Source organism: Mucilaginibacter sp. 14171R-50 (assembly GCF_010093045.1).
Classification (GTDB): Bacteria; Bacteroidota; Bacteroidia; order Sphingobacteriales; family Sphingobacteriaceae; genus Mucilaginibacter.
Genome location: NZ_CP048115.1, coordinates 4,287,885 through 4,314,533 on the forward strand (window position 1 = coordinate 4,287,885; position 26,649 = coordinate 4,314,533).

The 26,649-nt window shown below is 43.6% G+C and carries 29 protein-coding genes; 22 read left to right on the forward strand and 7 right to left on the reverse strand.

Translation table 11 applies throughout. From position 1 onward, the window contains the following. Positions 1-1,086 (reverse strand): fatty acid desaturase, encoded by a 1,086-nt coding sequence (locus GWR56_RS19340; protein WP_162432841.1) that lies wholly within the window; start codon positions 1,084-1,086, stop codon positions 1-3. 251 nt (positions 1,087-1,337) lie between these two features. Between GWR56_RS19340 and GWR56_RS19345 the strand changes: the two genes are divergently transcribed. Beyond that, entirely contained in the window at positions 1,338-1,766 is a 429-nt protein-coding gene (locus GWR56_RS19345) for a PH domain-containing protein (RefSeq protein ID WP_162432842.1), read from the forward strand. Positions 1,767-1,782: 16 nt separating this feature from the next. Next, entirely contained in the window at positions 1,783-2,481 is a 699-nt protein-coding gene (locus GWR56_RS19350) for a hypothetical protein (RefSeq protein WP_162432843.1), read from the forward strand. Positions 2,482-2,550: 69 nt separating this feature from the next. On the opposite strand, the gene GWR56_RS19355 is transcribed toward GWR56_RS19350, so the two are convergent. Both GWR56_RS19355 and GWR56_RS19360 read right to left on the reverse strand, forming a co-directional pair. Then, the gene (locus GWR56_RS19355) at positions 2,551-3,051 is read right to left on the reverse strand and encodes a peptidylprolyl isomerase (RefSeq protein WP_162432844.1); all 501 of its coding nucleotides are present in this window, start codon (positions 3,049-3,051) and stop codon (positions 2,551-2,553) included. A gap of 167 nt (positions 3,052-3,218) precedes the next feature. Continuing rightward, a complete protein-coding gene (locus tag GWR56_RS19360; protein ID WP_162432845.1) occupies positions 3,219-5,222 on the reverse strand; it encodes a thioredoxin domain-containing protein in 2,004 nt (667 codons plus the stop codon). A 245-nt stretch (positions 5,223-5,467) separates the two neighbouring features. Here GWR56_RS19360 and GWR56_RS19365 point away from each other — a divergent pair, with 245 nt between their 5' ends. The 4 genes from GWR56_RS19365 to GWR56_RS19380 all read left to right on the forward strand — a co-directional run bounded on the left by GWR56_RS19365 (position 5,468) and on the right by GWR56_RS19380 (position 9,486). Continuing rightward, on the forward strand, positions 5,468-5,863 hold the full coding sequence (locus GWR56_RS19365) for a hypothetical protein (protein WP_202925348.1): 396 nt from the start codon (positions 5,468-5,470) through the stop codon (positions 5,861-5,863). Between the two features lie 291 nt (positions 5,864-6,154). After that, positions 6,155-8,437 carry an ATP-dependent helicase gene (locus tag GWR56_RS19370; protein WP_162432846.1) on the forward strand — a complete coding sequence of 761 codons (2,283 nt, stop codon included), beginning with the start codon at positions 6,155-6,157 and terminating at the stop codon, positions 8,435-8,437. A gap of 156 nt (positions 8,438-8,593) precedes the next feature. Next, complete coding sequence (locus tag GWR56_RS19375) at positions 8,594-8,968, forward strand: helix-turn-helix domain-containing protein (protein WP_238395272.1); 375 nt, start codon at positions 8,594-8,596, stop codon at positions 8,966-8,968. A 230-nt stretch (positions 8,969-9,198) separates the two neighbouring features. Further along, positions 9,199-9,486 (forward strand): hypothetical protein, encoded by a 288-nt coding sequence (locus GWR56_RS19380; protein ID WP_162432847.1) that lies wholly within the window; start codon positions 9,199-9,201, stop codon positions 9,484-9,486. 10 nt (positions 9,487-9,496) lie between these two features. On the opposite strand, the gene GWR56_RS19385 is transcribed toward GWR56_RS19380, so the two are convergent. Then, positions 9,497-10,930: a tetratricopeptide repeat protein gene (locus GWR56_RS19385; RefSeq protein ID WP_162432848.1), complete on the reverse strand. Its 1,434-nt coding sequence runs from the start codon at positions 10,928-10,930 to the stop codon at positions 9,497-9,499. Between the two features lie 513 nt (positions 10,931-11,443). On the opposite strand from GWR56_RS19385, the gene GWR56_RS19390 reads away from it, so the two are divergent. The 6 genes from GWR56_RS19390 to GWR56_RS19415 are packed head-to-tail and all read left to right on the forward strand — an operon-like array spanning position 11,444 to position 12,944. After that, on the forward strand, positions 11,444-11,587 hold the full coding sequence (locus GWR56_RS19390; RefSeq protein WP_162432849.1) for a hypothetical protein: 144 nt from the start codon (positions 11,444-11,446) through the stop codon (positions 11,585-11,587). A gap of 46 nt (positions 11,588-11,633) precedes the next feature. After that, positions 11,634-11,780: a hypothetical protein gene (locus GWR56_RS19395; protein WP_162432850.1), complete on the forward strand. Its 147-nt coding sequence runs from the start codon at positions 11,634-11,636 to the stop codon at positions 11,778-11,780. 55 nt (positions 11,781-11,835) lie between these two features. Then, positions 11,836-12,147, forward strand: a complete 312-nt coding sequence (locus tag GWR56_RS19400; protein WP_162432851.1) for a hypothetical protein — start codon at positions 11,836-11,838, stop codon at positions 12,145-12,147. Between the two features lie 55 nt (positions 12,148-12,202). Beyond that, the gene (locus tag GWR56_RS19405) at positions 12,203-12,433 is read left to right on the forward strand and encodes a hypothetical protein (protein ID WP_162432852.1); all 231 of its coding nucleotides are present in this window, start codon (positions 12,203-12,205) and stop codon (positions 12,431-12,433) included. A gap of 51 nt (positions 12,434-12,484) precedes the next feature. After that, positions 12,485-12,712 carry a hypothetical protein gene (locus GWR56_RS19410; protein ID WP_162432853.1) on the forward strand — a complete coding sequence of 76 codons (228 nt, stop codon included), beginning with the start codon at positions 12,485-12,487 and terminating at the stop codon, positions 12,710-12,712. Between the two features lie 55 nt (positions 12,713-12,767). Further along, entirely contained in the window at positions 12,768-12,944 is a 177-nt protein-coding gene (locus GWR56_RS19415; RefSeq protein WP_162432854.1) for a hypothetical protein, read from the forward strand. 77 nt (positions 12,945-13,021) lie between these two features. Here the strand turns inward: GWR56_RS19415 and GWR56_RS19420 are convergent, their stop codons facing one another. Beyond that, positions 13,022-13,531 carry a hypothetical protein gene (locus GWR56_RS19420; RefSeq protein WP_162432855.1) on the reverse strand — a complete coding sequence of 170 codons (510 nt, stop codon included), beginning with the start codon at positions 13,529-13,531 and terminating at the stop codon, positions 13,022-13,024. 97 nt (positions 13,532-13,628) lie between these two features. On the opposite strand from GWR56_RS19420, the gene GWR56_RS19425 reads away from it, so the two are divergent. Next, positions 13,629-14,183, forward strand: coding sequence for a GNAT family N-acetyltransferase (locus GWR56_RS19425; RefSeq protein WP_162432856.1), 555 nt, complete (start codon positions 13,629-13,631; stop codon positions 14,181-14,183). Between the two features lie 149 nt (positions 14,184-14,332). Next, a complete protein-coding gene (locus GWR56_RS19430; protein WP_162432857.1) occupies positions 14,333-14,539 on the forward strand; it encodes a hypothetical protein in 207 nt (68 codons plus the stop codon). Positions 14,540-14,613: 74 nt separating this feature from the next. On the opposite strand, the gene GWR56_RS19435 is transcribed toward GWR56_RS19430, so the two are convergent. Beyond that, positions 14,614-15,084 carry a CYTH domain-containing protein gene (locus tag GWR56_RS19435; RefSeq protein WP_162432858.1) on the reverse strand — a complete coding sequence of 157 codons (471 nt, stop codon included), beginning with the start codon at positions 15,082-15,084 and terminating at the stop codon, positions 14,614-14,616. Between the two features lie 175 nt (positions 15,085-15,259). Here GWR56_RS19435 and GWR56_RS19440 point away from each other — a divergent pair, with 175 nt between their 5' ends. The 4 genes from GWR56_RS19440 (at position 15,260) to GWR56_RS19455 (ending at position 19,905) form a co-directional block, all read left to right on the forward strand. Then, positions 15,260-17,980: a carboxypeptidase regulatory-like domain-containing protein gene (locus GWR56_RS19440; RefSeq protein WP_162432859.1), complete on the forward strand. Its 2,721-nt coding sequence runs from the start codon at positions 15,260-15,262 to the stop codon at positions 17,978-17,980. Between the two features lie 66 nt (positions 17,981-18,046). Next, entirely contained in the window at positions 18,047-18,451 is a 405-nt protein-coding gene (locus GWR56_RS19445) for a DUF1761 domain-containing protein (protein ID WP_162432860.1), read from the forward strand. A gap of 125 nt (positions 18,452-18,576) precedes the next feature. After that, the gene (locus GWR56_RS19450) at positions 18,577-19,443 is read left to right on the forward strand and encodes an aldo/keto reductase (RefSeq protein ID WP_162432861.1); all 867 of its coding nucleotides are present in this window, start codon (positions 18,577-18,579) and stop codon (positions 19,441-19,443) included. A gap of 72 nt (positions 19,444-19,515) precedes the next feature. Further along, on the forward strand, positions 19,516-19,905 hold the full coding sequence (locus GWR56_RS19455) for a hypothetical protein (RefSeq protein ID WP_162432862.1): 390 nt from the start codon (positions 19,516-19,518) through the stop codon (positions 19,903-19,905). Positions 19,906-20,031: 126 nt separating this feature from the next. Here GWR56_RS19455 and GWR56_RS19460 read toward each other — a convergent pair whose 3' ends face one another. Beyond that, positions 20,032-20,325, reverse strand: a complete 294-nt coding sequence (locus tag GWR56_RS19460; RefSeq protein WP_162432863.1) for a YciI family protein — start codon at positions 20,323-20,325, stop codon at positions 20,032-20,034. A gap of 148 nt (positions 20,326-20,473) precedes the next feature. Here GWR56_RS19460 and GWR56_RS19465 point away from each other — a divergent pair, with 148 nt between their 5' ends. From GWR56_RS19465 to GWR56_RS19480, 4 genes are all read left to right on the forward strand, one after another. Continuing rightward, on the forward strand, positions 20,474-21,646 hold the full coding sequence (locus GWR56_RS19465) for a galactokinase (RefSeq protein WP_162432864.1): 1,173 nt from the start codon (positions 20,474-20,476) through the stop codon (positions 21,644-21,646). Between the two features lie 77 nt (positions 21,647-21,723). Next, positions 21,724-22,254 (forward strand): RNA methyltransferase, encoded by a 531-nt coding sequence (locus tag GWR56_RS19470; protein ID WP_162432865.1) that lies wholly within the window; start codon positions 21,724-21,726, stop codon positions 22,252-22,254. A gap of 50 nt (positions 22,255-22,304) precedes the next feature. Then, a complete protein-coding gene (locus tag GWR56_RS19475) occupies positions 22,305-25,832 on the forward strand; it encodes a TraB/GumN family protein (RefSeq protein WP_162432866.1) in 3,528 nt (1,175 codons plus the stop codon). Beyond that, positions 25,832-26,494, forward strand: a complete 663-nt coding sequence (locus tag GWR56_RS19480) for a YdeI family protein (protein WP_162432867.1) — start codon at positions 25,832-25,834, stop codon at positions 26,492-26,494. Before GWR56_RS19475 ends, GWR56_RS19480 begins: the two co-directional genes overlap by 1 nt. The last annotated feature ends 155 nt before the right edge of the window (positions 26,495-26,649 follow it).

A 26,649-nucleotide genomic window follows, 5' to 3' on the forward strand; every position in this document is an offset into this window, starting at 1 on the left:
TTAAATACCTTCAGTTGCAAATATTTGCTTGCCGGTAGTAGGGCAAAACACGGGTTCGGCAATCAGCTTAACACCTGGTTTGATATATTCTTTATAAAATTGCTTCTTTGAATCGTGATAATGGCTGATAGCGCCAATCATGTGCATAAATTTGATGTAGTACCACGCGCTGTCGACCTGGTAAGGTTTAAAGCCCGAACGCGCGCTTTTAGGAAACAGGTGGTGGTTGTTATGCCATTCGCCGGCCACAATACCCGGCCAAAGCTGGTTAACCGACATATCCTTGCGGTTATGATCAATACCCTCGCGGCGCTTGTCCTGCCCCTTGCCGTGGCCTTCGTAGTTAAAGGTACGCACGCCAACGGCCCAAAAACCGGCAGCGCCAAATATGGCACAAGCCAGGCCCATGCCGCCAAGCAGGTAAAAAGCGGCAAACCAAAACGCCCAGTTGGCAATAACACCCAATATCATGTGGAATGGGTTTGCCACCGAGCCCCATTTTTTATATTGGGCATAAGTATTACAGGTAACACCTGTGTGTTTCATTAAGGTAAGGCAGCGGTTGTACCCTTTTTCGTCAAGGTTACGGTTAACGGGCTGGTGATTTGCATCTGCCAAAAAGCAATACAGGAAACCACCCTGCGCGTTATAAGGGTCGCCGGGGGTGTCAGACAATGCGTGGTGTACGTGGTGCGATATGGCGTATATCTCTTCGGGGATGATTTTCAGGGTAAGATTTTGCGTAATAAACCGCCAAAAGTTATTCCTGAATTTAAAAGCGCCATGCGTGCAGTACCTGTGATACCATATGGTACCATGCGTACCCATTACCATCATGCTGTAAACAAAGGCTATAATTAAGCCTGTTATAGTGAAATATTTAAAAGCAAAAAGGAACAGGAATGGCGCCAAACAAAACACCATAGCCCAGCTTGTAAACGAAAGCCAGTTTTTTTTGTCTTTAAATATATTTAGCCTTGAAAAAAATTCAGAGAAGATTTGTTTTGGGGTGGGCTTAGACAGGTTGCCGTTAGCATCTTTCCATCCGTATGACGGTTCCTGTAGCACATCGTGTATAAATGCCATTTAGTAGCGGGATTTAATTTTAATCAAAACGTTTATAAGGGGGTTTACGGAATAAAGATACTCAAAGTTTTCTAAAGATGTTAAAAAAATTAAAGAATAATTAATTTGTCAGTGTAATGTCTGGCACTTAGCATGATACATACTCACGGGGTTAAACTTATTGCTGCCTTCATTGTCATATATACAACTGTAACGTTATAATACCGGCAGCGTTGATGCCATGGTTGGTTAGCTTTACTTATATTTAGGGCATGGATACCACAGATCAGATCTATACATCAAAAAAAGGTTTTGTCATTTACTGCGTTTTGGGGTTGATTTCCATAATGCTGGTAAGCTACTGCTTTCACAAGCTTTACCTGCCGGCAATACTTTGTTTTGCGGCAACAGGTATAATTATTTTGCCGATAGTATTTAATACCAATTATACCATTACCGGCACCGGTAATTTGAAAGTTCGCTGTGGCTTTTTTGTGAACCTGACCATACCGGTTGCCGATATCAAAAAGATAACGCCCTGCAAAACTATATTAAGCGCGCCTGCCCTTTCATTCGACAGGCTGGAAGTATTTTATAATAAATACGACTCTGTGGTGATTTCGCCGGTAAATGCCGACGATTTTATTGCAAAATTACAAGCGCTAAACCCGGCTATTGAGTATACCCATAACGCAAGCTAAAACCTCTTATTTACAAATGCTAAAACGCTACTTATTATTATTCGCGACCGTTTTTTTTATTAACCAGTGTTTAGGGCAGGACACCATCCAGGTAAAACGGAAATTGTCTAACCAGGTAACCGAAGTGTTCACGGTATTAAAAAGCAATGTTAATATAAGGCATGGATCGTTCCGCGCCCTTTATAAAAACAAGGTGCCGGTTGCCAGCGGCACATATGGCAACGATAAGCGTGTTGGTTTATGGCGGTTTTACAACCCCGCAGGCGTAGTGCTGCAAACTTATGATTATAGCCATAGCCGCTTATTTTACGAAGCGCCTGAGGACAGTACATCACATCTTTCTTACCTGGTAGATAAGGAACTTAAAGCCGGCGACAGGGTTATAAAACCTATAAAGATAGGCAGCACATTTTATGGTTATCTGCCCTATTTAACATTGTTTAAACTGCCTAAAGATCTTGACTTTTACCGGAACCAGCTTACTGCGGTGGTAGAATTGCTGGTAAGCCCTGGTGGCAGGCTTGCCGACTATAAAGTAAACTTTTACATAGGTGATATTTCGACTACACCTTTCAGAACCATCAACATGAACCTGAAACTGCCCGACCCCGCCTACCTGATGTTTATACCCGCCCGGTTAAATGACGAACCTATAGCATCTACCATAAAAATAAGATGCGTGGTGAACGGTGCCGGCCATCTTGATTTTGAATAAGGATTTGATAGCCATAAACAGCAAGAGACGCGAAGCTTCGCGTCTCTTGCTGTTTATATGCTGCTGCTATTAATGTGCATGATGACCATCCGGGCCGTGCGCGTGGCCGTGCGATAACTCTTCGGGAGTTGCAGGGCGCACATTTAGGATCTCGCCTTTAAAGTGCAGTTCCTGGCCTGCCATAGGGTGGTTAAGATCCACAATTACTGAATCCTCGGTAACCGAAACAACCTGGCCCTGAAAACGGTTGCCATTGTTGTCCTGCAAAGGTAAAACCTCGCCTATTTGCGGCAGGTCCTGCCCCTGAAACATCTCTTTTGGCAGGTTAGCTACGGCTTCTTCATCAAATTCGCCATAACCTTCTGCTGCTGATATGCGGAAATCGTAAGTATCCCCGGTTGACAGAGTACTTAATTCTTCTTCAAATTTTGGTATCATTTGCCCTGCACCAAACAAAAAAGTTAAGGGCTGCTCCTGGGTTGCGCTTTCCTGTAAACCTTCTGTCCCGTCTTCTTTTTTTACATACAGGTCGTATGTTAATGACACTACGTGTTGTGGTTGAATTTTCATCGGTATTATTTGTTTTTTAAGTGATGAAGCTATTATGAGCTGTTTACCTGTTCCGGTTTATGACCGTTTGGCTCATAATGGTTACATCTAATAATTGTTTTAAAGGCTTGAACTCCATCCCGGCGTTAGCCGGAGTTATCTCAATACCTGTTTATTTGTATAAGGAATTAATTATTTATTTGTTTTAACGCGTCCGTGATATTGTACACCGGCAGGCCGCAGGTTTTATCCCTGCATACAAATATCCGGGTATCGCTGTTAAACCTTTCAGCCAGCAAAGGTAAACTTCCATCCTTACCTCCCAACATTATTTTATTGGGGATGTAATTTTGTTCCATTTCAACACGCTTTGCTTCGGCATCGTTACCGGTAATGGCCACCTCATAGGTGCCGAAAACTTCGTCGAGCAGCAGCATGGTCCAGTTTGCATAAGCCGTACTGTATTTTGCCAGGTGGGGCACAATATTTCGCAGTAATTGTGCCGATACCTCCAGGTAACCTTCGTTATCAAAAAACAGTCCCAGTTTTTTAAGGTTACGCGCCATAACCGAGTTTGAAGCAGGGATCACCCCATCCATAATTTCAGATTTACGGGCGATGAGTTGCTCGTTGTTATCGGCTGTGTAGTAAAATATGCCGCCATCTGCATTGTAATAATGTGCAAGGGTATAGTCGGTCAGCTTCTGGGCCTGTATCAGCCAGTCCTCGTTAAAGGTAACTTCGTACAGGGCTATAAACGCGTCGATGACGTTGGCATAATCATCAAGAAAAGTGGCCGCATCATCCTTGCCGTCCCTTTTATATACCCTTGAAAGTTTGGCACCATTTAGCATTTTATCATTTATAAACTCCGCGTTCTTCAATGCCAGCGTTAAATATTCGGGTTTATTAAAAGCACGATAAGCTTCGCAAAGGCCTTTCAGCATCAGTCCGTTCCATGATGCTAATATCTTATTATCCAGACCCGGGCGCACGCGTTTGCCGCGGGCTTCTAAAACTTTTTGGCGGGCAGTGTTAATCCGTCTCGTCAGTTCCTCAACGGCCAGGCCCAGCTTTTCAGCCAGTTCTGCATCCTCCTCGCGGCGGAAGAAAACGTTGGATGCCTCTTCTTCCCAGTTGCCGCCTTCGGTAACATGGTAGTAGATATTGAACAGGTCGGCATCATTGCCTAAAATCTCTTCAATTTCAGCTTTGGTAAAAATGTAAAACTTACCCTCCTTGCCTTCGCTATCGGCATCCAGCGCCGAGTAAAAACCATTTTCGGGCGATGTTAGCTCGCGGCTTACAAATGCGACGATCTCGTCGGCGATGGTTTGGTACAGCGGGTTGGGGTTCCAGGTGTGGGCTTCGGCATACAGGCTAAGTAACTGGCCATTATCATACAGCATTTTTTCGAAGTGGGGCACATGCCAAACCCCGTCGACCGCGTAACGGGCAAAGCCGCCGCCGATATGGTCGTAAATACCGCCAAAGGCCATTTTTTTTAAGGTTAGCCTAACATTTTCTGCAATGCCCTCATCCTTCATCAGGTGGGCATAACGCATTAAAAACTGCACATTGGCTGGCATCGGGAATTTTGGCGCCCCGCCAAAACCACCTTCCACCGGGTCGATATACCGGCGCCAGGTGGTCATAATGGTTTCCAGGTCGGCTTTAGTATATTCAGGCTGCTCGGCAACAAAAGCCACCGATTCGTATTGTTTAATGCCTTCGGTCAGTCGCACAGCGTATTCTTCGGCTTCTTCGGGTTTGGTCTTGTAAAAATCGGCCAGGTTTAACAGCAGCGATGCCCAGTCATTCTTACGGAAGTAAGTGCCGCCATAAATAGGCCGCTGGTCGGGCAGGCAAATGCAGTTTAGGGGCCAGCCACCACGGCCACTCATCAATTGGATAGCGCTCATGTAGATCTGGTCAACATCCGGGCGCTCTTCCCTATCCACTTTAATGCACACAAAATATTCATTCATAACTGCGGCCACGCTTTCGTCCTCAAAGCTTTCGTGTTCCATTACGTGACACCAGTGGCAGGCCGAGTAGCCAATGCTCACCAATATCAGTTTATTCTCGTCCTTTGCTTTTTGCAGGGCTTCGGTACCCCAGGGGTACCAGTTGACCGGGTTGTTGGCATGCTGCAGTAAATATGGCGAGGTGGAGTTGGCAAGCTTGTTCATGGGTGGTGGATGTTGTACTTAGATAATTGGCTAAATTGTTAATTGTTTTGAGGATGTGCAAATCGCAGTGCTTCATTGTTACCCACCTTTACTCACCCGGTCATCGCTTCACCCGACCACCCTCTCTGCTGCGCAAAGAGGGTCGAAAAATCTTCTCCTCACCCTCTTTGCGCAGCAGAGAGGGTCGCGCACGTAGTGCCGCGGGGTGAGTCGACCGATAATTTGCTATATTCACAAAACTAAACATGTCTGATACCACCAAACTCAAAGCCGCCAAAACCATTATGTTCCTGGCAGCTGTTTATAACATTTTCTGGGGCATAATTATCTCCGCCTGGCCGCAAGTTATCCTGTTTGGCAACCCGCCTACCGATTTCCTCCTCATTATTCTGCGCTGTGTAGGGATGCTGGTTGGCGTTTACGGCATTGCTTATTACTTTGCATCTAAAGACCCGGTTGCTTACTGGCCGCTAATATTGGTTGGCTTTATCGGCAAAGTGCTGGGGCCTATCGGCTCGGTATATTACATCTGGCTGGGCAAGCTCGCACCGTCCTTTTTTTGGGTAAACGTTTGGAACGATATCATCTGGCTGCTGCCCTTCGGTTGGATAATTTACCAGGCTGTGAAAAAAAGCTTATAAACCCCACCGGAATAACTCAAACCTGACTGCAATTCTTTTTTGGCAAAAACGGGCCTAAACTAATACAAGTTAAACACATGAAAGCCGTTTCAGGGCCGCATTTGTCCTTAAAAAGGCCGTTTGGTGGCGCTCATATTTCAGCGAAATTTCAACTATAAAGAAACGTGGTTTTTCCCCGGCGAATGCTGAACGTTGATAAGATTAGGCGTCGTGGAAAATTTCAGTTGCCAATTTATTTAGCTTTCCCGAGCAAAACACTAATTTCGCGGTACAAGAAAAGAGGAACTGGATTTGGATTATTTAGCAGGGTTAAACCCCGAACAAAAAGCCGCCGTACTACAAATAAAAGGCCCGGTAATGATCATTGCCGGCGCGGGTTCGGGTAAAACACGTGTGATCACATACCGCGTTGCACACCTTATACGCAGCGGTGTGGATAGCTTTAACATACTGGTACTTACCTTTACCAATAAGGCCGCCCGCGAAATGCGCGAGCGTATTAATCACATTTGCGGCCCCGAGGCCAAAAACATTTGGATGGGTACCTTCCACTCGGTTTTTGCCAAGCTATTAAGGGTCGAGGCTGATAAAATTGGCTACCCCAACAACTTTACCATTTACGATACCGACGATAGCAAAAGTGTTATCCGCGCCATATTAAAAGAGATGCAGCTGGATGATAAGCTGTATAACCAGAATTTTGTGTATAACCGTATAAGCGCGGCAAAAAACAACCTGGTTGGCTGGCAGGAGTATCAAAATAACGACCAGATACAGGCCGACGACTTTAGCAGCGGCCGCGGTATGCTGGGCAAAATATACGAAACCTATGCACAGCGCTGTTACCGCGCCGGGGCTATGGACTTTGACGACCTGCTTTTTAAAACAAACGAACTTTTAAAGAACCACCCCGACGTACTGAACAAATACCAGCAGAAGTTTAAATACCTGATGGTTGACGAGTACCAGGATACCAACTTTTCGCAGTACCTTATTGTAAAACGCCTTGCCGCTGTAAACGAAAATATTTGCGTGGTAGGCGACGATGCGCAGAGTATTTACGCCTTCCGGGGTGCCAATATACAGAACATCCTGAACTTTGAAAAGGATTACCCCGACCTGAAAGTGTTTAAACTGGAACAGAACTACCGGTCGACCCAAAATATTGTAAATGTTGCCAACAGCGTAATTGCCAATAATAAAGAGCAGCTTAAAAAGCATGTTTTTTCGGAGAAGGAAAGCGGCGACAAAATAAAGGTGATGCGCGCGTTTAGCGATAATGAAGAAGGCAAGCTGGTTGCTGATGCCATTATGTACCAGCGAACCTCAAACGGCCTTAAATGGCACGATTTTGCCATCCTTTACCGCACCAACGCGCAATCGCGCTCAATGGAGGAGGCCTTGCGCAAAAACGGCATCCCGTATAAAATATACGGCGGTTTGTCGTTCTATCAGCGTAAAGAGATCAAGGATCTTATAGCGTACTTCAGGCTTACATTTAACCCTAACGACGAGGAAGCACTTAAACGTGTTATCAATTACCCAAAACGTGGCATTGGTGACACCACGGTTGACCGGATAATTGTAGCTGCCGACAAAAACAACATTACCCCGTTCGAGGTGATCTTGCAGGCTAACCGGTATATTGATAAAGTACCCGCATCGTTAAACGCCTTCGCGGCCATGATACAAAGCTTCCAGGTAATCACCAAAAACCAGAGTGCTTACGAAGCGGCGCTGCACATTGCGCAGCATTCCGGTTTATTAAAAGACCTGTACGAAGATAAATCTGTTGAAGGACTTAACCGTTACGAAAATATACAGGAGTTGCTGAACGGTATCAAAGAATTTTCGGAACGGGAAGATATTGAGGAAAAGGGCCTGGATGTTTTTATGCAGGACGTAGCCTTATTAACCAACGACGATAACGATAAGGATAAAAATGCTGATACCGTATCGTTAATGACCATCCACTCCTCAAAAGGCCTGGAATTCCCGCAGGTACACATCGTCGGGCTCGAAGAAAACCTGTTCCCGTCGCAAATGTCGCTTAACTCGCGCAGCGACCTGGAAGAAGAGCGCAGGCTGTTTTATGTGGCCATTACCCGCGCCGAATATAAGCTCACTATCAGCTACGCGACATCGCGTTTTAAGTTTGGCACGCTGATAAGCTGCGAGCCCAGCAGGTTTTTAGATGAAATTGATGCCAAGTATCTGGAGCTTGATTTTACAGCTAAACCAGCCGCCTCCGCAGGTTCGTTTGACGACGAGCGCAGCGCCTGGAGCCGCCGCGCCGATACTTTTTCGAAACCTAAGGCAGCGAGCGCGCCGCCGGTTAAAACAACATCAATACTGGCAAAAGCACATGTACCGTCGCCGGGCTTTAAACCGTCAGATACATCAAACCTGCAGGTGGGTATGCAGGTTGAGCACGAGCGTTTTGGTTTTGGAAAAGTGCTGACCCTTGAAGGTAACAAGCCTGACATTAAAGCCACTATATTTTTTAAAGAAATAGGCCAGAAACAACTGCTGTTAAAATTCGCGAAACTAAGTATAGTAAGTGGGGTAGAGTAAAATTTTATTCCCATTATATGTAGAACAAATTCCACACTTATAAAAACACACATTAACTATTTGTTAATTACGCTTAATTAAGCCGTATTTAATAAATGGCACTTGGTTTGGATAATAGTTAATACCCTTTTCCCTTAATTAACTATTATTATGTACATGATGAGCGAGACCATAAAAAAGAAGACCAACAAATCAGCTGGTAAAAACATCCGTACACTTCGCCACGAGCGTGGCTGGAGCCAGGAAGATGTTGCAAACCGGTTGGGTATTTCTATCCCTGCCTTTTCGAAGATCGAAACAGGGGTCACCGATATTAACTTATCCCGGCTTGAGCAAATTGCCAATATTTTTGAAGTAAGTGTTGTTAATCTTCTTTCGCTTGAGTATGTAGAAGAACCCAGCACCCAGGACCTGAGCCTTAGCATAGTCCAGAAAAAACTAATTGACAGGGAGACCGAGATAACCAATTTACAGCGTAAAGTTATTTTATTGTACGAAGAACTGCTGAGCAAAAACCAGGTGGCGCTGTAAGGGTGTTCGCTTAAGTGTTCAATATAAACAACAAACAGTACTGTTTAGGCGGTAATCATTCGCTTTTTTTGTTTCACTATATGTAATTTATTTAAGTTAATCTTAATTATTTGCATCTCGTGAAAATAAAAGGCGTTTTATTGCCGCTTTGCTGTTTTTTTGCTTTTTTAAATAACCCGGAACAGTCCTTTGGTTTTATAATTGTACAACATAGGTATAAAAAAATAGCTATGTCAAATTACATGATCTCGATTGCGAACGACGACCTGCCAAAGGATGGGACCATTCATGACAGGCGTAGTAAATTGAAAGTAAAAGCATCCGGTTTTTTCAGGTCGCACCTGAAACCGCGCGAAGGCGAGGTAAGGTTTTTTGTTACAGCCGGCAACGAAACGCTGGCCTTTGAAACAGAAGGTTATAAAAGGCACAGGCAGTTACTTATACTGCAAATGATATCAAGGTATTGTGTTTATCTGGGGCTGTTTGAGGCGCAGATACACAGCACTTACCCGGGTTAATAACAGGCGGTTAAACGTGTGCCCTGGTGGTATCGTTAAGCATTTCGCTCATCTCGATAATTTTCTGATCGATATCAGATACGCACTTGTCCATCATTACAATACATTCTTTTTCGTCAACAAGCTTTTCCTTTTCCAGGTTCATTAAACCGCGAAGGGTAGCTATGGGGCCGCGTATCTGGTGCGATAAGTATGACGAATACTCGGATAGCTTTTTATTCTTTATTTGCAGGTCTTTGGTACGCTCGTCAATGATCTCTTCAAGGTGATGGTTTACGCGGTCCAGGTTATCCTTTTGGCGCAATACTTCGCCGTTAAGCTCGGTAAGCTTTGTATTGGTTGCCGCTTTGCGCTTAACGTTGCTCACCAGCAGCGCTATAACCACTAACAACAAGCCTGCTACAACGGTAACCGCCCAAAATTTTATCCGGTCGTTTTGCTGGCGTTGAATGGTCAGTTCGTTTTCGCGCTGCTTTGCCTGCTGCTTAAACTGCACCTGCAGCATATTTATTTGGTTGGACTCGTTTGACGCATAAATGGTACTATCCTGCCTGAATATCTGCTGCAGGTAATACAAAGCACGTTCGTAGTTTTTGCGCTTGGCCTCTAATTGGTAAGTAGTGTAAATATAGTCAGATTCCAGCTTCTCATCCTTCACCGCTTGCGAATATGCCTGCCCTTCCTGCACAATTTTTTCGGCATCGTTAAACCGCTTTTGCGCGATATATAAAGATGCCAGCGTAAGGTTGGTACTGGCAACGGGCTTATTCAGGTCGCGTTCTTTCGCGGCTTTATTGGCTGCAAGCAGCAGCTTTTCAGCAATATCGTATTGGTTAAGGTTAAAGTAAATTACCCCCCTGTTTTGTAGCGCCTGTATAAGGTTCACCGAATCTTTAATGGCAACAAAAATATCATTGGCCTTGTTGTAATAATTTAATGCCTGGTTAAAGCTTTTTTTACGGTAGTAAACATTACCGATATTTAAGTATAACGACCCGGTTAGCTGCTTATCGGCCAGCTTAAGGGCAATTTCTAAAGACTTGTTCAAATACTCTAATGAACTGGCGTAGTTATTATCCAGGTATAAGTTCCCTATATTATTATAAACTTTCGCCTCGCTTCGCAGGTCTTTAATTTTCGAGAAAGTGGATAGCGCCAGCAAATAATCATGAATAGCGGCGCTTGCCTGGTTTAAATAGTAATTGCCAATACCCCTAACCCGGTAGGCTTCGCCTATGCCTTTATCGTAGCCGGCCTTTTCTGCAAGTTCAAGGGCCTTGTTAGCATAGCTGACGGTTTGGTCGGGGCTGGTTAAGCGGTTATCGTACGCTTGTTTATTCAGTTTAATTACTTCATTACTATCCTGTGCCGCAACACCGTCAATACCCTTCGCGTATATAGTTGTACCAAGCAAAAAAACAAGAAGAGTAAAAATTTTATTCATTACGGCTCTGATACGTTATATTATGGTGAAAGTTATAAAATTATTATAAACAATAATTACCGGGTTAAATTTAATAAAAAACAGCAAGAAAATTTTTTTTTCATTATTGCCTGATAATTAAAAAACATAATTATATTTGTCTTGTTAATTTACTGATTGTTAATAAGTTACACGGTTATTAACATATTATTGTATCAAACAATAATCGGTAAAATATACGATTTTTATTAACTAATAGTTACTAAATAATTGTTAAACTACCAAAAATAGGTGAATAATTAAAAGTTGCTTAAAGGCTAACTAAAAATGAAAAATTGATTAGTGAAAAGTATAAGAATAAATCTGTTGGCCTGTGTGGTGGTATTAATTGGGTTGCTTTTATCCTCGTGCGTTAAACAAAAAAATATACGCGTTACAATGGATATGTTTTTAAAAGCAACCACAGGCACCAGGAAAGATATTGGAACAGCAGACTGATAACAAAAAGAAAAAAAGAACTTAATAAAAAACACAATGAAAAAGTTAATTATCGCAGCGGCACTAATTTTAACAACCGGCATTTTACCATCGTACACTAAACAGGCAAATGTTAAACCTGCCGCCATTGTTGAACAAAGCAACATCGCATTTAAAAAAGACATCGGCACCGCCGACTAATTAACCCATCAAAAAACTCAAAGTATAACCCTGATATATTACGGATATGAAAAAATCGATAATCGCAGCAGCATTACTCATATTAAGCGCAGGCATCTTACCATCATGCACTAAAGAGCCATCGGTAAAACCTACCGCAACGTTTGAAAAAAGCACTACGGCCAACAAAAAAGACGTGGGCACCGCCGACTAATCAATCATAGAAAATTAATCAACAATAGATAACAACACTTCCCCAAATAACAGTCATGAAAAAATTCATCGTAGCAGCAGCATTAGTATTAAGCACAGGCGCATTATCAGCCACAGCATTAACCGTTAACCATAACACCGTTACTTCAAACAAGAAAGACGTAGGCACCGCCGATAACAAAAAAGATGTAGGCACTGCCGATAACAAGAAAGATGTAGGCACTGCCGATAACAAGAAAGACGTAGGCACTGCAGACAATAAAAAAGACGTAGGCACTGCCGATAACAAGAAAGATGTAGGCACTGCCGATAACAAGAAAGACGTAGGCACTGCAGACAATAAAAAAGACGTAGGCACCGCCGATTAATTATACAACAATTACCAATTAAATAATATATAAAACACCTCCACAAATAACGATCATGAAAAAATTAATTATAGCAGCAGCATTAGTATTAAGCACAGGCGCATTATCAGCAGCAACGGTTACCGTTAACCATAACACCGTTACTTCAAACAAAAAAGATGTAGGTACCGCCGATAACAAAAAAGATGTGGGCACCGCAGACAACAAAAAAGACGTAGGCACTGCCGATAACAAGAAAGACGTAGGTACTGCAGACAATAAAAAAGATGTGGGCACGGCCGATTAATTATACAACAATTACCAATTAACAACATATAAACTCCATTAAACAGCAATCATGAAAAAATTAATTATAGCAGCAGCATTAGTATTAAGTACAGGCGCATTGTCAGCAGCAACTTTACCGGTTAATCATGCTACTTTCTCAAACAAAAAAGATGTAGGTACCGCGGACAACAAAAAAGACGTAGGCACGGCAGATAACAAAAAAGACGTGGGCACTGCGGACAATAAAAAAGATGTAGGTACGGCAGATAACAAAAAAGACGTAGGTACGGCCGACTAATTGACAAACACATAGCAATTAACAAACACGCAACACCATCCATTAGATAACGATCATGAAAAAAATAATTATAGCAGCAGCATTAGTGTTAACCTCAGCAGTTACCGCATTTTCGCTTACTACCAAAGCCGATAACAAAACCGAAAGCACCCAAGTAAACACAGATAGTTCCGCAATAAGCGTTGCTACACCATCATCAGCTCCAAAGGCAGATATCGGAACAGCCGATTAATAATCTGCACAGCCTTAGTTAAAAAAAATGCCCCGCTAAATTTAGCGAGGCACATAGTACCATTACTGATATAATCATTATAATGCCGGTTTTGCGGCAGATTTAAACTTAGTACAATTATCAATTTGATAGGTTATTGAATAGGCCGCAGCTTCGTCTGTCACCTGCCGTCCGTCGGCGGTTACCTTAAATGGTTTTTGTAACAGTTGCTGGGCCGATAGTTCAAAATCAACCGCAATTGAATCTTTCATACCTTCCTGCATAAAAGTCCATACGGCTTTTATTTCGTTACCCGATATAGTGCCGTTCAGCATTCCTTTACGTGCATCTTTTTCTTTCGGGATCCATTGCATCTCGCCGGTAACCTTATCACCTTTCGTTGATAAATGAACAGCAGTAGTATCCTGGTTGCTTGTACCCTCGGTACGTAAAAAGCAGTATTCCATATTTTGGGCCGGTGCGTCAAGTTGGCCCGCCTGCATAGTATCTTTTGATATCGCTGCAGTAGTATCGGCATTTTTATTTCCATTGCCCGTGCACGATGCAAGTGCCAGCGCGCATAGGCCAATTACGGTGTATGGTTTCATGTTGAATAGTTTTGGTTGAAAGATAAACGTACAAATACATAAAAAGTTCGGCACCTTATTTATTAGCCGTTTTAAACCTATATTTAAAAACATAAATATGCTTACATTAAACCTGCACCCCTCTCCCGCGTTGTTAACAGCTCGGCTTAAATTAAGGGCTGTTACAACCGCCGATGCCGAAGATCTTTTTAACCTGCGAAGCACTGAAGAGGTTAGAAGATATACGGGTATACCCCGCCCCGCATCTGTATCCGAAGTTGAAGGCTGGATTAAAGCGGTAAACGAGGCGCAGATAAAAAACCAATCCATCCTGTGGGCTATAACCCTGCGCGGATCAGATAGCGTGATAGGTACGATATGCTACTGGCATATGCAGCCCGAGAATTACCGTGCCGAAATTGGGTATATACTTTCACCGTTATACCATCGCAAAGGACTAATGACCGAAGCGCTGACCGCGGTGATACAGTACGGGTTTGAGGTAATAAAGCTGCACTCGATAGAAGCGAACACCAGCCCGGCTAACCTGGCTTCCATAAAAGTGCTCGAAAAAACAGGTTTTGTGCGCGAGGGATACTTTAAAGAGAACCTCTATTCCGACGGTAAATTTCTCGATTCGGCCGTTTATTCGTTAATATGTGCAAAAAAATGACCTTTTGGATAATTTGTTAGTTAAGTATAAATACATATATTGCCTTCATTATTACAAAATATTACCTATTAGGGGCTAAAACTAACTAACAGGTAATAAAACAATACTTAATTAATCGAGTTACAATTAAAAAACTAAAAAAAATTAACATGGCAGCTTCAGGAATCACCGCGTATTCAGTAAAAACAAAAACTAAAAATGTTCCAATGATCGATCCGGTTATCGACATTAAATCTGGAAGGTACATTGCAACAGGCAAAGATGCAGATGGTAACAAAATGGCCGCCATCATGGGCAAAGCTACCGCAGAAGAGCATATTAAAAATGGTAATGCAAAAAAAGGTTCTGGCTGGTAAAAAATATTAATACCGAACAAACAAAAAAGACCTGCCTTTTTCTGGGCGGGTCTTTTTTGTTTGGCGCATTTACCTTACTTCCATGTATTATAAGGATAAACCGAAAGGGCGGCGTTGGTGTAACGTGTATCGGTGCTAACCTCCCGCCCTATCCAGTCGGGCTTTTCAAAGGTTTCATCTTCGTGCTGTAACTCTATCTCGGCAACAATTAGCCCGCTGTTTTCTCCGGCAAAAACGTCTACTTCCCAGGTATGCCCGGCAACTTCCACGTTATATCTTGTTTTTTGAATACCCGACACGGCAAAGCTGTCCAGTATTTCGGCACCCTCGGCTACCGGTATCCGGTATTCATACTCGCTGCGGCTTATGCCGGCAGACGGTCCTTTAAGTGTAAGAAAGGCGGCATCGCCGGTAACGCGTATCCTAACGGTACGTTTTTCCTCGCTTAAAATATAACCTTGTTCGTAATCTTTACCGTCGGGTTTGGCAACTGCTGCCCATTTTTCGTGATCAACTAAAAACTTTCTTTCTATTTCGGTTGGCATTTACTTTTGTTTTGTAGCATGTAATTTACAAAATACTATTTTTAAAAAATCGTTTATTGGGTACATTTAAAAGTGGTTTTGCACGCGGTTATAAGTTAACGATATGTTAAAACCACAGCCTTTCAACATGCGGTAAGGCTAAATGTTTATATTAGCCACCCTACTTATTTATCTTATGAACCTGAAAAAAATTGCGTTGGTTATATCCCTTATATCTTGTTTAGCTGCCCCGGCATTTGCTCAAAGGGACACTGTTAGCTTAAATACCATTATTGCCAAAACCGCTAAATATGCACTTAGCTTCCCTGTAGAAAAAGTTTACCTGCATTTAGATAAACCTTACTATAGCGCCGGCGACACCATCTGGTTTAAGGCTTATGTAACCATTGATAAACACCTGCCTACTACGCTAAGCAATATTGTTTATGTAGATATTGCCAGCCCCGATTCGATGGTACGATTTCTTAAACTGCCGGTTGTAAACGGTGTTGCTCACGGTAACATCATACTCGACCCGGGAAGCTTTAAGCAGGGCAACTACCATTTAAGGGCGTACACCGCCTGGATGCGCAATTTTGATGCTGATTATTTTTACAATAAAAACGTAACCATAGGCAACGCCATACAAGGTGCCGTTAACACCGATATTACTTTTAACACCACACCCGGCCAGCCTAAAGTAAGCGCGGCAATTACTTACAAGCAACCCGGCGAAGTGCTGGCAGGCAAAAAAGTGAACTGGAGCATAACCAATGCAACCGGCGATGAGCTAAGCAAAGGCAAAGGCACTACCGATCAAAACGGTGTGCTCAATGTAGTTTTAAACGAAAACGCCGCCACGTCCTTAAAAAATGCCACCCTAACCACCTCTATCGACCTGGGTAACCGTAAAGAATCGTTAAACAAATTCCCCCTAACCAACGCCATTGCCGAGCGCGATGTTCAGTTTTTTCCGGAAGGTGGCGAACTTACCATGGGCATACGCTCTAAAGTAGCTTTTAAAGCCGTAAACACGAACGGGCTTGGTATGGATATAAAAGGCACCGTTACTGATAATACAGGTGCGGTAGTGGCTAACCTGGAGTCGCAGCACCTGGGGATGGGTGTGTTTGCCATGATGCCAGAGGATGGCAAAACTTATAAAGCCAACATCACTTTTGCCGATGGCATTAAAACAACCTACGATATGCCACGGGTAAAACCCGCGGGCATTACCCTGGCGGTGTACAATAACGACCCTGAGAACATCAACGTAAAGCTATCGGCAAACGATCCTTATTTTAAGGCTAACCAGGGCAGGGCCTTTTATATTATTGCCCAAAACGCAGGCATTATATATTTTGCCGCGCAAACTACGCTGCAGGAACAAAGTTATAGCGCCAGCATCCCCAAAAGCAAATTCCCTGCGGGTGTTATCCAGTTAACACTTTTTAGCGAACGCGGTATTGCCCTAAGTGAGCGGATCGTATTTATTAAGCGCGCTGCCGATATGCTTAACCTTACACTTACCCCCGACCGCAAGACTTTTACAACAAGGCAGAAGGTTAAGTTCGCGGTGTCGGCAAAAAACAATGCGCTGCCGGTTGCCGGCGAATTCTCGGTATCTGTTATCGATGAATCTAAGGTGCCTTATGACGAGAACGCCGAAACAACCATCATGACAAACCTGCTGCTTACCTCAGACATTAAGGGGTATATCGAAAAGCCTAATTATTACTTCATAAGTAAGGATGTTAACGCCGATACCAACCTGGATATTTTGATGCTTACGCAAGGTTACCGCCGCATATCTTACCGCAACATTTTAACCGCCAGGTATCCGCAGATATATTTATACCCCGAGCAGCATGGCCTTGAAATTAGTGGTATACTACGCAACAATACAGGTATGCCAATAGCTAAAGGCAATTTAACCCTGCAGATACCGTCGAAAAAAATATATACGCAAACCGTAACGGATATGACGGGTAATTTTAAGTTTTCGGGGCTCAACTTCCCGGATTCATCGCAGGTAGTCATCAGCGCGCGAAACAACGTAAACAGCAAGGCTTTAATGATAGGCGTAAACGGCGACAGCTATCAGCCCGCTACAAAAAACATAAACGCTTTGGATGAGGTGCCCAATATCGACAGCTCATTAAAAACCCTGCTGCTGAACAGCAAACGCCAGTACGATAACCTGCACATTCTTAAAGAGGTTGTCATCAAATCCACATCGCTGGTTAAAAAGGCCAGCCATAGTGATTACGGCACCTTATCGGCCCTGCCCGTGATAGCCGACCAAACCATTACCGGCGAACGGTTTAAAGGTTGCACCAACCTGTATCAATGCCTTCCGTCAATGTTGCTGGGTGTTAGCGTAGATGATAATAACCTGTTTTTCACAAAAAACCTGTCTAATAACAACCGCCTGCCCATACAGGTTTTTGTGAACGGCAAACCGGTTGATTACAGTTACCTGAGCAGCTTATCGGGCACTGATGTAGAGACGATAGAGGTTTTTAAAAACGACGGACTGAGTAACATTAATCAAAACTACCAGTCGGATGGTATCCTATCCATTATTACCCGTAAAATACAAACAACTAAAATAACATTTGCCCAGTTACAGGAAATGCTGCCAAAAGGCAACCTGCTTACCTTTAACGCCCAGGGGTACACCGTAGCGCGCGAGTTTTACTCGCCAAAATACGACGCCTTAAAACAGGGCGGCGCTTTGGGCGGCGACCTGCGCAGCACCATTTTCTGGAGCCCTAACATAAAAACTGATAAAACGGGTGTCGCTTCGTTCGATTATTTTAATTCAGACGGAAAAGGAACCTACTGCGCCACTATTGAAGGTATAGATGCAGATGGTAACCTGGGCAGGCAGGTGTTTCGCTATACGGTGAAGTAACACAGGCGTTAGGCTTGTATATTTGTATTCTAATTTTTACATTTAGGTACAATAAAACCTAAACGTATGGATACATCATTAATTAACTGGCCGGCCGTTATAGTGGCCGCCCTTTCGGGGTTTATAGTTGGCGGCATCTGGTATGCCCCGCCTGTATTTGGCAACGCCTGGATGAGGGATAGCAACCTTACTGCCGAACAGGTGCAAAAAGGTAACAAGGCAAAAATATTTGGCTTTACGCTGCTGTTTTCGCTGATCATGGCGGCCAATCTTGCAGCCTTTCTGGCGGCTCCAAAAACCGATGTGTCGTGGGGCGCTACTGCTGGTTTTCTGGCCGGGGTGTGGACGTTCGGCGCCATAGCCATACATAGCCTGTTCGAGTTGAAAGGCTGGCGTTATATCTTTATTAACGGTGGCTACAGCGTGGTGTCGTTAACCATCATGGGTGCCATCATTGGTATCTGGCGATAAAGCCGCGTAATTATCCATAGTTGTTGAAACTTAATTACCGCTTAATTGGGTGATATGACATTTGCATGAATCATCTTACCGAACAATAAAGCCCGGTTAGCGTTAAATCATTTTATACATCATATATGAATAACGCAGCAACATACCCAAAAACATTCAGCATTGGCGGCGACCTGCCCGTTAACCGCATAGGTTACGGCGCCATGCGTATCACCGGCAAGGGCATTTGGGGCCCGCCAAAAGATAAAGACGAAGCTATACGTGTTTTAAAGCGTGCGATAGAACTGGGCGTAAACTTTATTGATACCGCCGATAGCTATGGCCCTCATATTTCTGAAGAGTTGATAGCCGAAGCGCTGTACCCTTATCCGGCCGATCTGGTAATAGGTACCAAGGGAGGCTTACTGCGCACCGGGCCCGACCAATGGCCCATAAATTCCAGTCCGGCGCATTTAAAAGAAGCTTTAGAAGGCAGCCTGAAACGCTTGAAGCTTGATCAGATAGACCTGTACCAACTGCACCGCATAGACCCCAATGTGCCTGCCGAACAAACCTTCGAGTTTTTAAAACAAGCGCAGGCCGATGGCAAGGTACGCCATATAGGCCTCTCCGAGGTGGATATAGACGATATCAAAAAAGCGCAGGACTACTTTGAAGTAGTATCGGTACAAAATATGTACAGCGTAGATAACCGTAAATGGGAAGGTGTGTTAAATTATTGCGAGGATAACGACATAGCGTTCATCCCCTGGTTCCCGCTTAACGCGGGCAATGTTTCGGCCCAGGAAAAGCTGCAGCAGGTGGCAGAAAAACACGGCGCAACTGTTCACCAGGTTGCTTTAAGCTGGCTATTAAACCATTCCAAAAACATTTTACTGATACCCGGCACATCAAGCGTAGCGCATTTGGAAGAGAATATGAAAACGGCTAATGTAGCGCTCGACGCCGAAGACATGAACGAACTGGATAGCATATCGCCACCGGTTGGATAAACAGATCAACAAATATTAAAAAAAAGATGCCGGGTAACCTGCATCTTTTTTGCTTTTGTACTTTTACAGCAAATGAAAAGTAAAGAAGAGATACTGAATAGCTATTATACACAAGGCGCCGATGGCATGCCCCAAATAACTGCCGACGGATTATCACAGGCCATGGAAGAATACCGGCTGCAAGCCGAAGAAGCCGCGTTTAAGGCCGCCCGCGAGCTTAAAGGCGATCAGCCTGCATTTGCCACCTTTGCAGATTATAAAGTCACCCTGCAGGCTAAAGAGGCCCAGCAACCGAAACAAGACACCATAAGGCTTATGGCCGATAGCATTATTGAACAGTTCCTTCCGGATGACCCCAACCAGCTTACTTTTGAATTTAGCTTTAAGGCCGAAGGCGAAAACCACACCGTGCGGTACAACAGGAACGCCGCAGGCCAATGGGAATATGCGGGGAAGCGATAAGTTAAAGGTTGAAAGTAAAAAGTCAGGTAAATCTTGTGGTCGTGACCGATATCGAAGTCGGGTTAATAGTAAGTTCCTTTTAACTTTCCACTTTAAACTTTCCACTTTAAACTTTCAACTTTTCACCTAACCCACATTCGCAACCTTAAAGGGCTTAACATCTACCGTTTCCCATATTTTTTGGGTGATGTAAGGCTCGCTTTGCTGCCATGCCGCAAGTTCTTCTTCGGTGTCAAACTGCAGCACCATTACCGATCCTGCCATTTCTCCCTTATCATTTAAAATTGCGCCCCCCAACACGTAGTTGCCATTCTCTTTTAAAGTTTTGGCCGCATCAAGGTGGTGAGGGCGTACACTCATACGGCGCTCAAGGGCGCCTTCGTCGGTATAATCATAAGCGGTTACAAGATACTGGTTCATGCTTTGGGAGGGTTATTTGTTTGATAATTAACAATTATCAGCAAGTTCTGTTTAGCATGCAAATTATGGTTGTAAAAAAAAATTAATGCGCGGCTACAGGAATAACTGTATATTTTACAATATTTGTTTTCCAATTACAAAACCATTTATGATAACCGATCTGAAAAAGGAATTTATTAAGCAATACGGTAAAGAAGCTACTGAAACTTATTTTTCGCCCGGAAGGGTAAATCTTATAGGCGAGCATATCGACTATAACGGCGGCCTGGTTATGCCATGTGCCATCACCTTTGGTTCGTATTTACTCGTATCGCCCAATACAGATAATATTTTCAGGTTTAAAAGCCTCAATTTTGCTGAGCAGGCCGAGGTGCCCCTATACGGCGAGCATCAAAAAACCGGCGAGGTTTGGTATAACTACCCCGTTGGCGTAATCGCTCATTTTTTAAAAGATGGCAAGGAGCTTCAGGGGCTTGATATGCTGTTTTATGGCGATATCCCTATTGGTTCAGGCTTGTCCTCGTCGGCATCTATCGAAGTGGTTACCGCTTTTGCGTTAAACGATCTATTCACGGCAGATTACAGCAGGCTCGACCTGGTAAAGCTATCGCAATCCGTCGAGAACAAATTTATTGGTGTAAACTGCGGCATTATGGACCAGTTTGCCGTAGCGTTTGGCGAAAAAAATAAGGCGCTGATGCTGAACTGCGACACGCTGGATTACCAGGCGGTTGACAGTAACCTGGGCGATTACCTGCTGGCCATTATCAATACCAACAAACCCCGCAAGCTGGCCGAATCAAAATATAACGAACGTGTGCAGGAGTGCCAAACCGCCCTTGCCGCCCTAAAGCAGCAGCTGGATATCAATTACCTGTGTGATATAGACGCCCAAACATTCAACGAATACAGGCACCTGATAACCGACTCTGTTGTGCAGGGCCGCGCCAAACATGTAGTAGAAGAAAACGACCGGGTTAAGCTTGCAGCGAAAGCCCTTAGCAATAATAACCTGGCCGAGTTTGGCCGGCTGATGTATGCCTCGCACCAGTCGCTGCGCGATCTTTATGAAGTGAGCGGCCTTGAGCTGGACACGGTTGTAGATTATTGTAAAACAAACCCGGATGTTGCAGGCGCGCGCATGACGGGGGCAGGCTTCGGCGGCTGCGCCATAGCGTTGGTCAAGAGAGATGCTTTTGATAAGTTCAGCGAAGAGGTAACCGCTTATTACAGCGATAAGGTAGGCTACGCGCCATCTGTTTATGCATCTTTAATAGGCGATGGCGTAGGTATACTAAATGAGGTAGTAAGCAGCAAATAGTGAGGGCCGGGCAGCGGATGATGATACCATTGTTATATTTGCTGCTTATTTGCTACTAAAACTCATACGCCCACAAAATGCGCAAACTAAAGCTCGACGAACTGAACCGTGCCACTATTGATGAATTTAAGGCGCAGGATAAGCTGCCGGTAGCCGTAGTGCTTGATAATGTGCGCAGCATGCACAATATTGGTTCCATATTCCGCACTGCTGATGGCTTCGCGGTTGAGCAGGTTTGCCTTTGCGGTATCACCGCCCAGCCCCCGCACCGCGAGATTGAGAAAACTGCCCTGGGCGCAACACAATCGGTAACCTGGGCCTACTTTGAAACCCCCATGCAGGCTGTTGAACGGTTACGCGCTAATGGCTACAAGATAATAGCCATAGAGCAAGCCGAAAACAGTGTGATGCTAAACACCTTTACCCCTGCCGTCAACCAAAAATACGCGCTGATATTCGGCAACGAGGTAAACGGCGTAAGCGATGAGGTGATGCGGCACATCGATGCCTGCATTGAGATACCTCAGTTTGGCACCAAGCACTCGTTTAACATCGTGGTATCGGCGGGCATCGTGCTGTGGGACTTTTTTGCGAAGATGACCACATAATTCCCGATTATTTGTCATATTTTTAACGGGACTATCCCTTATAAAAATCAATGACTAAACCTAACTTATCTAAACTACAACGTATTACTGCCTTTTTTTTATCTGCAAAAAAACTCACGTTATTCATATCATTATCCATTACGGTGTTGGGCGCGTACGCGCAGCAACAAAAACCCTCGTATACGCTGCTTTGGAAAATAAGCGGTAAAGGGCTAAGCCGGCCATCCTATATTTTTGGCACTATGCATGTTAAGGATAAACGCGTTTTTAACTTTAGCGACTCGGTTATGCTCGCTATTCAAAGTTGTCCTTCTTTCGCGCTCGAAGTACATCCCGATACCCTTATTAAACAAATGTTTGCTACACTGCGAAGCGACGACAGCAACAGCCTGCGCAAGTTGCTAAGTAAAGCCGAGTACGACGAACTATCAAAACGCTTTGAAAAAAAGAATGGTTATCCGTTAGGCGATATTAACCCTATACAAGCAGAATCAATGATGCGGCCTGTTAAAGATAAGCCGGATGATAAAAAAACGTTTGTGGACGCTTATCTATATGGCGTAGCCAGGGGCCTTAATAAAAACATTTACGGCTTGGAAAATACCACCGACCAACTGAAAAGTTTTAGCGACAGCAGTGAAATAAAAAGCAGGCTGCAGGAGATGCTGGAATCGGATGAGGAGGAAGACCTGGAAGAAACCGAACAGATGATAACGATTTACAGTACCGGCGTTCTTAAACAGATTTATGATTACTTAGGCGATGAGAAACTGGCAGATTCTATATTGATAGGCCGAAACAAAGTAATGGCCAAAAGCGTCGTAATGCATATGGCTACCCAGCCCATATTTTCAGCGGTTGGTGTTGCCCACCTGCCCGGTGAGAACGGACTTATTGAGTTGTTAAAGAACGAGGGCTATACTGTAACGCCTGTTACAGCTAATTTTACAAATGTAGCCGCTAAATTTAATACCGACTATACAAAACTTAAATGGGTAACCTATACAGATCAGCAACAAGGTTATTCGATAGATTTCCCTTTTGACCCTGTAAAAACCCCGATAAGTGACAATGTTGAGGCTGTAATATATTCAGATATGGCCAACGACATGTTTTTTGGCACATACGCTACACTAACAGGGGCAAGTTCAAGAGCCGGAGCTGCCGATGCAGCTATGAAAAGAATAATCAGCAATTTAAAAAGTAAGGACGGTAAAATTTTAAGCAATAAAATAGTTTATGTTAATGGGTTAAAAACAACGGAGTTAGTGGTAAAGCGCAACAAAAGGTCAACCATGCGTTACAGACTTTTAATGGCCAATAATTATCTGTACTGTATCTATGCGGGTAATGATCTTCCCGGCATAAGTCAGCCCTATGCAAACCGGTTTTTCAATTCGTTTAAAAGTTTTGAACCAGCCGTTATCGCTAATAAAAATTGGATAAATTATAAAAATGATACAGCAGCGTTTAGCGTTGCTTTACCCATGAAACCAATTATTGTAAAGCAGCAAATACCAAGCCCGAAAGATCCGGAAGCTAAATTTGATTTGCACATGTATGTAGCTACCGATAGCGTTAAACTAATTAATTACCTGGTAAGGTATAACGACTATCCCGAAGGGATGTACCTGGGTGATAAAAAAGCAGGTTTAGAGGCTATAGCAAAAGAAATCAAACGTAAAGGGGTAAAAATCGTGAAAGTTACAACCATATTTAAAGATGGCTATGAGGGGCGCGAGATCACTTTCGAGATACAGGGTTACACTTGTAAAGCCCAGTTATTTTTGCGCGGAAACCGGTCATACATGTTGCTTAAACAAAATCTGCAGGGTGGCAATATAAACGACGGGGTAGACTTTTTTAAAACATTTAAATTTGAGCCCTACCAGGCATCAACTTTATCACCCTTTGTTATAAATGATAACTACAGGGCAGGTGTATTTGAAAAATCCAAGATCTCTGCAGATTCCTCCAAAACTTATACATCATATTTACATACCACAAAAACCGTTTTTTCTACAAACCCGGCAACCGGAGGGGTGTTCGGCTTTGAACATGCCAATATCAGCAAGTATTACAGGGCCCAAAACATCGATAGCTTATTTAAGCTAATGCAAAACGACATCGTATCATATACCGACACCTTACTAAAAAACGATACTATTTATGTTAATGGCATGCGCGGCCGGGAGTATATCACCCAAAATAAAACAACACAATCAAAAGCCCGAAGCCGGGTTCTGATTGATAACGGTAATGTATTTTATCTGGTAAGCCATACTGCCGACGAAGATCTGTTCAGCGATGGCGCCAATATGTTTTACAACTCCTTAGTAAAAACATCGCCAACACCATCAATTGATTTAAGCGCATCAAAAGCCCAACTAATTACAACAGATCTTTTAAGCAAAGATACTACCACTTTTAATTACGCTTTAGGCGCACTCTCCTACTATCAGTTCGACAAAACCGAACTTCCTTATCTGTATAGCGCACTAAATAAAAGTTATGGTAACGATACCGCTGAAAATGCTGCAAAGCCCAAACTGATACGGGCGATTGCAAAAGTAAAAGACGAAAGCTCGGTAAATAAGTTAGTTGGGGTATTTAATGCACCTGGTACTGATACTAAAACCAAGGTGGCCATACTTAATGTAATTGCCAATATAGATAAGGGTAAAGGACTTGAAACGTATTTTAATTTAGTAAGCAATATCGGGGATATAAAAACTGATAATGCTTACATGATGTTCAGTTCGATGTACGATTCGCTGGAATATACAGCTGCAAATTATAGCCGGATAGTACCTTTATTAAAATATCCGCATTATCGTAGCCCAATATTATCCGTTACCATTTCAATGTTATCTCAAAACAAATACACGGCGTTGATAAAAAGCCATTTTAAGGAGCTTACGGCTTACGCAAACGACGACCTGGAAAATTACCTGATCAACGATACCACACAAAATAAATGGGGCTATCCTATATATAACTACCTGCAGTTGATGACCAAAATAAAGAATGAACCATTAACTGAAACCTTTACCAACAGGTTAATAAAGCGCGATACCTACCCGGGTTTTAAAAGCGAGGCTGTGCTTACCCGCTTCGCAAACCACTTACCTACCAGCCAATTGATAATTAATAAATTGTTAGATAGCTTAGCGTTGCGCTACGATGTTTTAGAAGCGTTAAATAAAAGCGGCCAACTTGCTAAAGCACCGCAAAAATATCGCACACCGGTAGCATTTGCCGAAGCATCGCTTTATAAATATCTAACAGATCAGGATGAAGGCAATGTTGAGCATGCATCGCTTTTGGGTACTTTAACAGAAAAAGGCAATACGTACTATGTGTTTAAATTTGATACCGAATACGATACAGAAAAGCAGCAGCGTATTGCAATTTGCGGGCCTTATAAGCCGGGCACCACTAAATTAGATTTTAGCGGTTACCATGCCTATAGCGATTGGGAAGAAAAAAAGGCGAACTGGCAGTTGCAGGCAAAAAAAATGATCCCTGAATTAAAAAAGCAAAATGCAGAGTTACTTAAAAACAGCACAATTAACTGATGAGTCCCCTTGCTAAAAAACTGCTTATAAAGGCAGGTCAGCGCTGGCTGATAATGAATGCCCCCGAGGATTACCTGGCCGCCCTTGAGCCACTGCCGGATGATGTACAATTATCTTTCGATCCGGCGGGTACTTTCAACGGCATACAGGCCTTTGTAAAAAACAGCGCTGAATTAGCGGCGGCAATGGCCCTGTTAAAACCGCTTTTAACAGACGAAACGGTTTTATGGGTCATCTATCCCAAAAAAAACTCGGGTATAGATACAGACCTGGAAATGATGAGCGGATGGGAGGTTACTAAGCCTTACGGACTAAGACCGGTGGCGTCCGCGGCGATCAATAACGTATGGACCGCCCTGCGCTTCCGGCCCGAACACCTGGTAAAACACTCCGACAGCAGCAAAGCGTCTATCGCGAAACAAAATGAATATTCCGCTTATATCGATCCGGATAAAAAACAGATAACCCTGCCTCCCTACCTGCAGCAATCACTGGCCGCCGAACCCGCAGCTATGGCCGCCTACGAAAAGCTGGCATGGTCGCACCGTAAGGAATACGTGGTTTGGATATTGAGTGCAAAGCAGGAACAAACCCGGACCAACCGCATATCGAAAATGGTTGAAATGCTATTGGCCGGCAAGAAAAATCCGTCAGATAAATAGACCGCTCGTTACAAATTGATATACCCCGGAAAGCTATAGATATCCGCCCGAAAAACCCGTAAAAAACTTTAATTTTTTCAAAAATTTTTAAGCGATCCATCGGTATAAAAAAACCCTTGCAGAATTAACTGACAAGGGTTCGGTCTATAACTGAT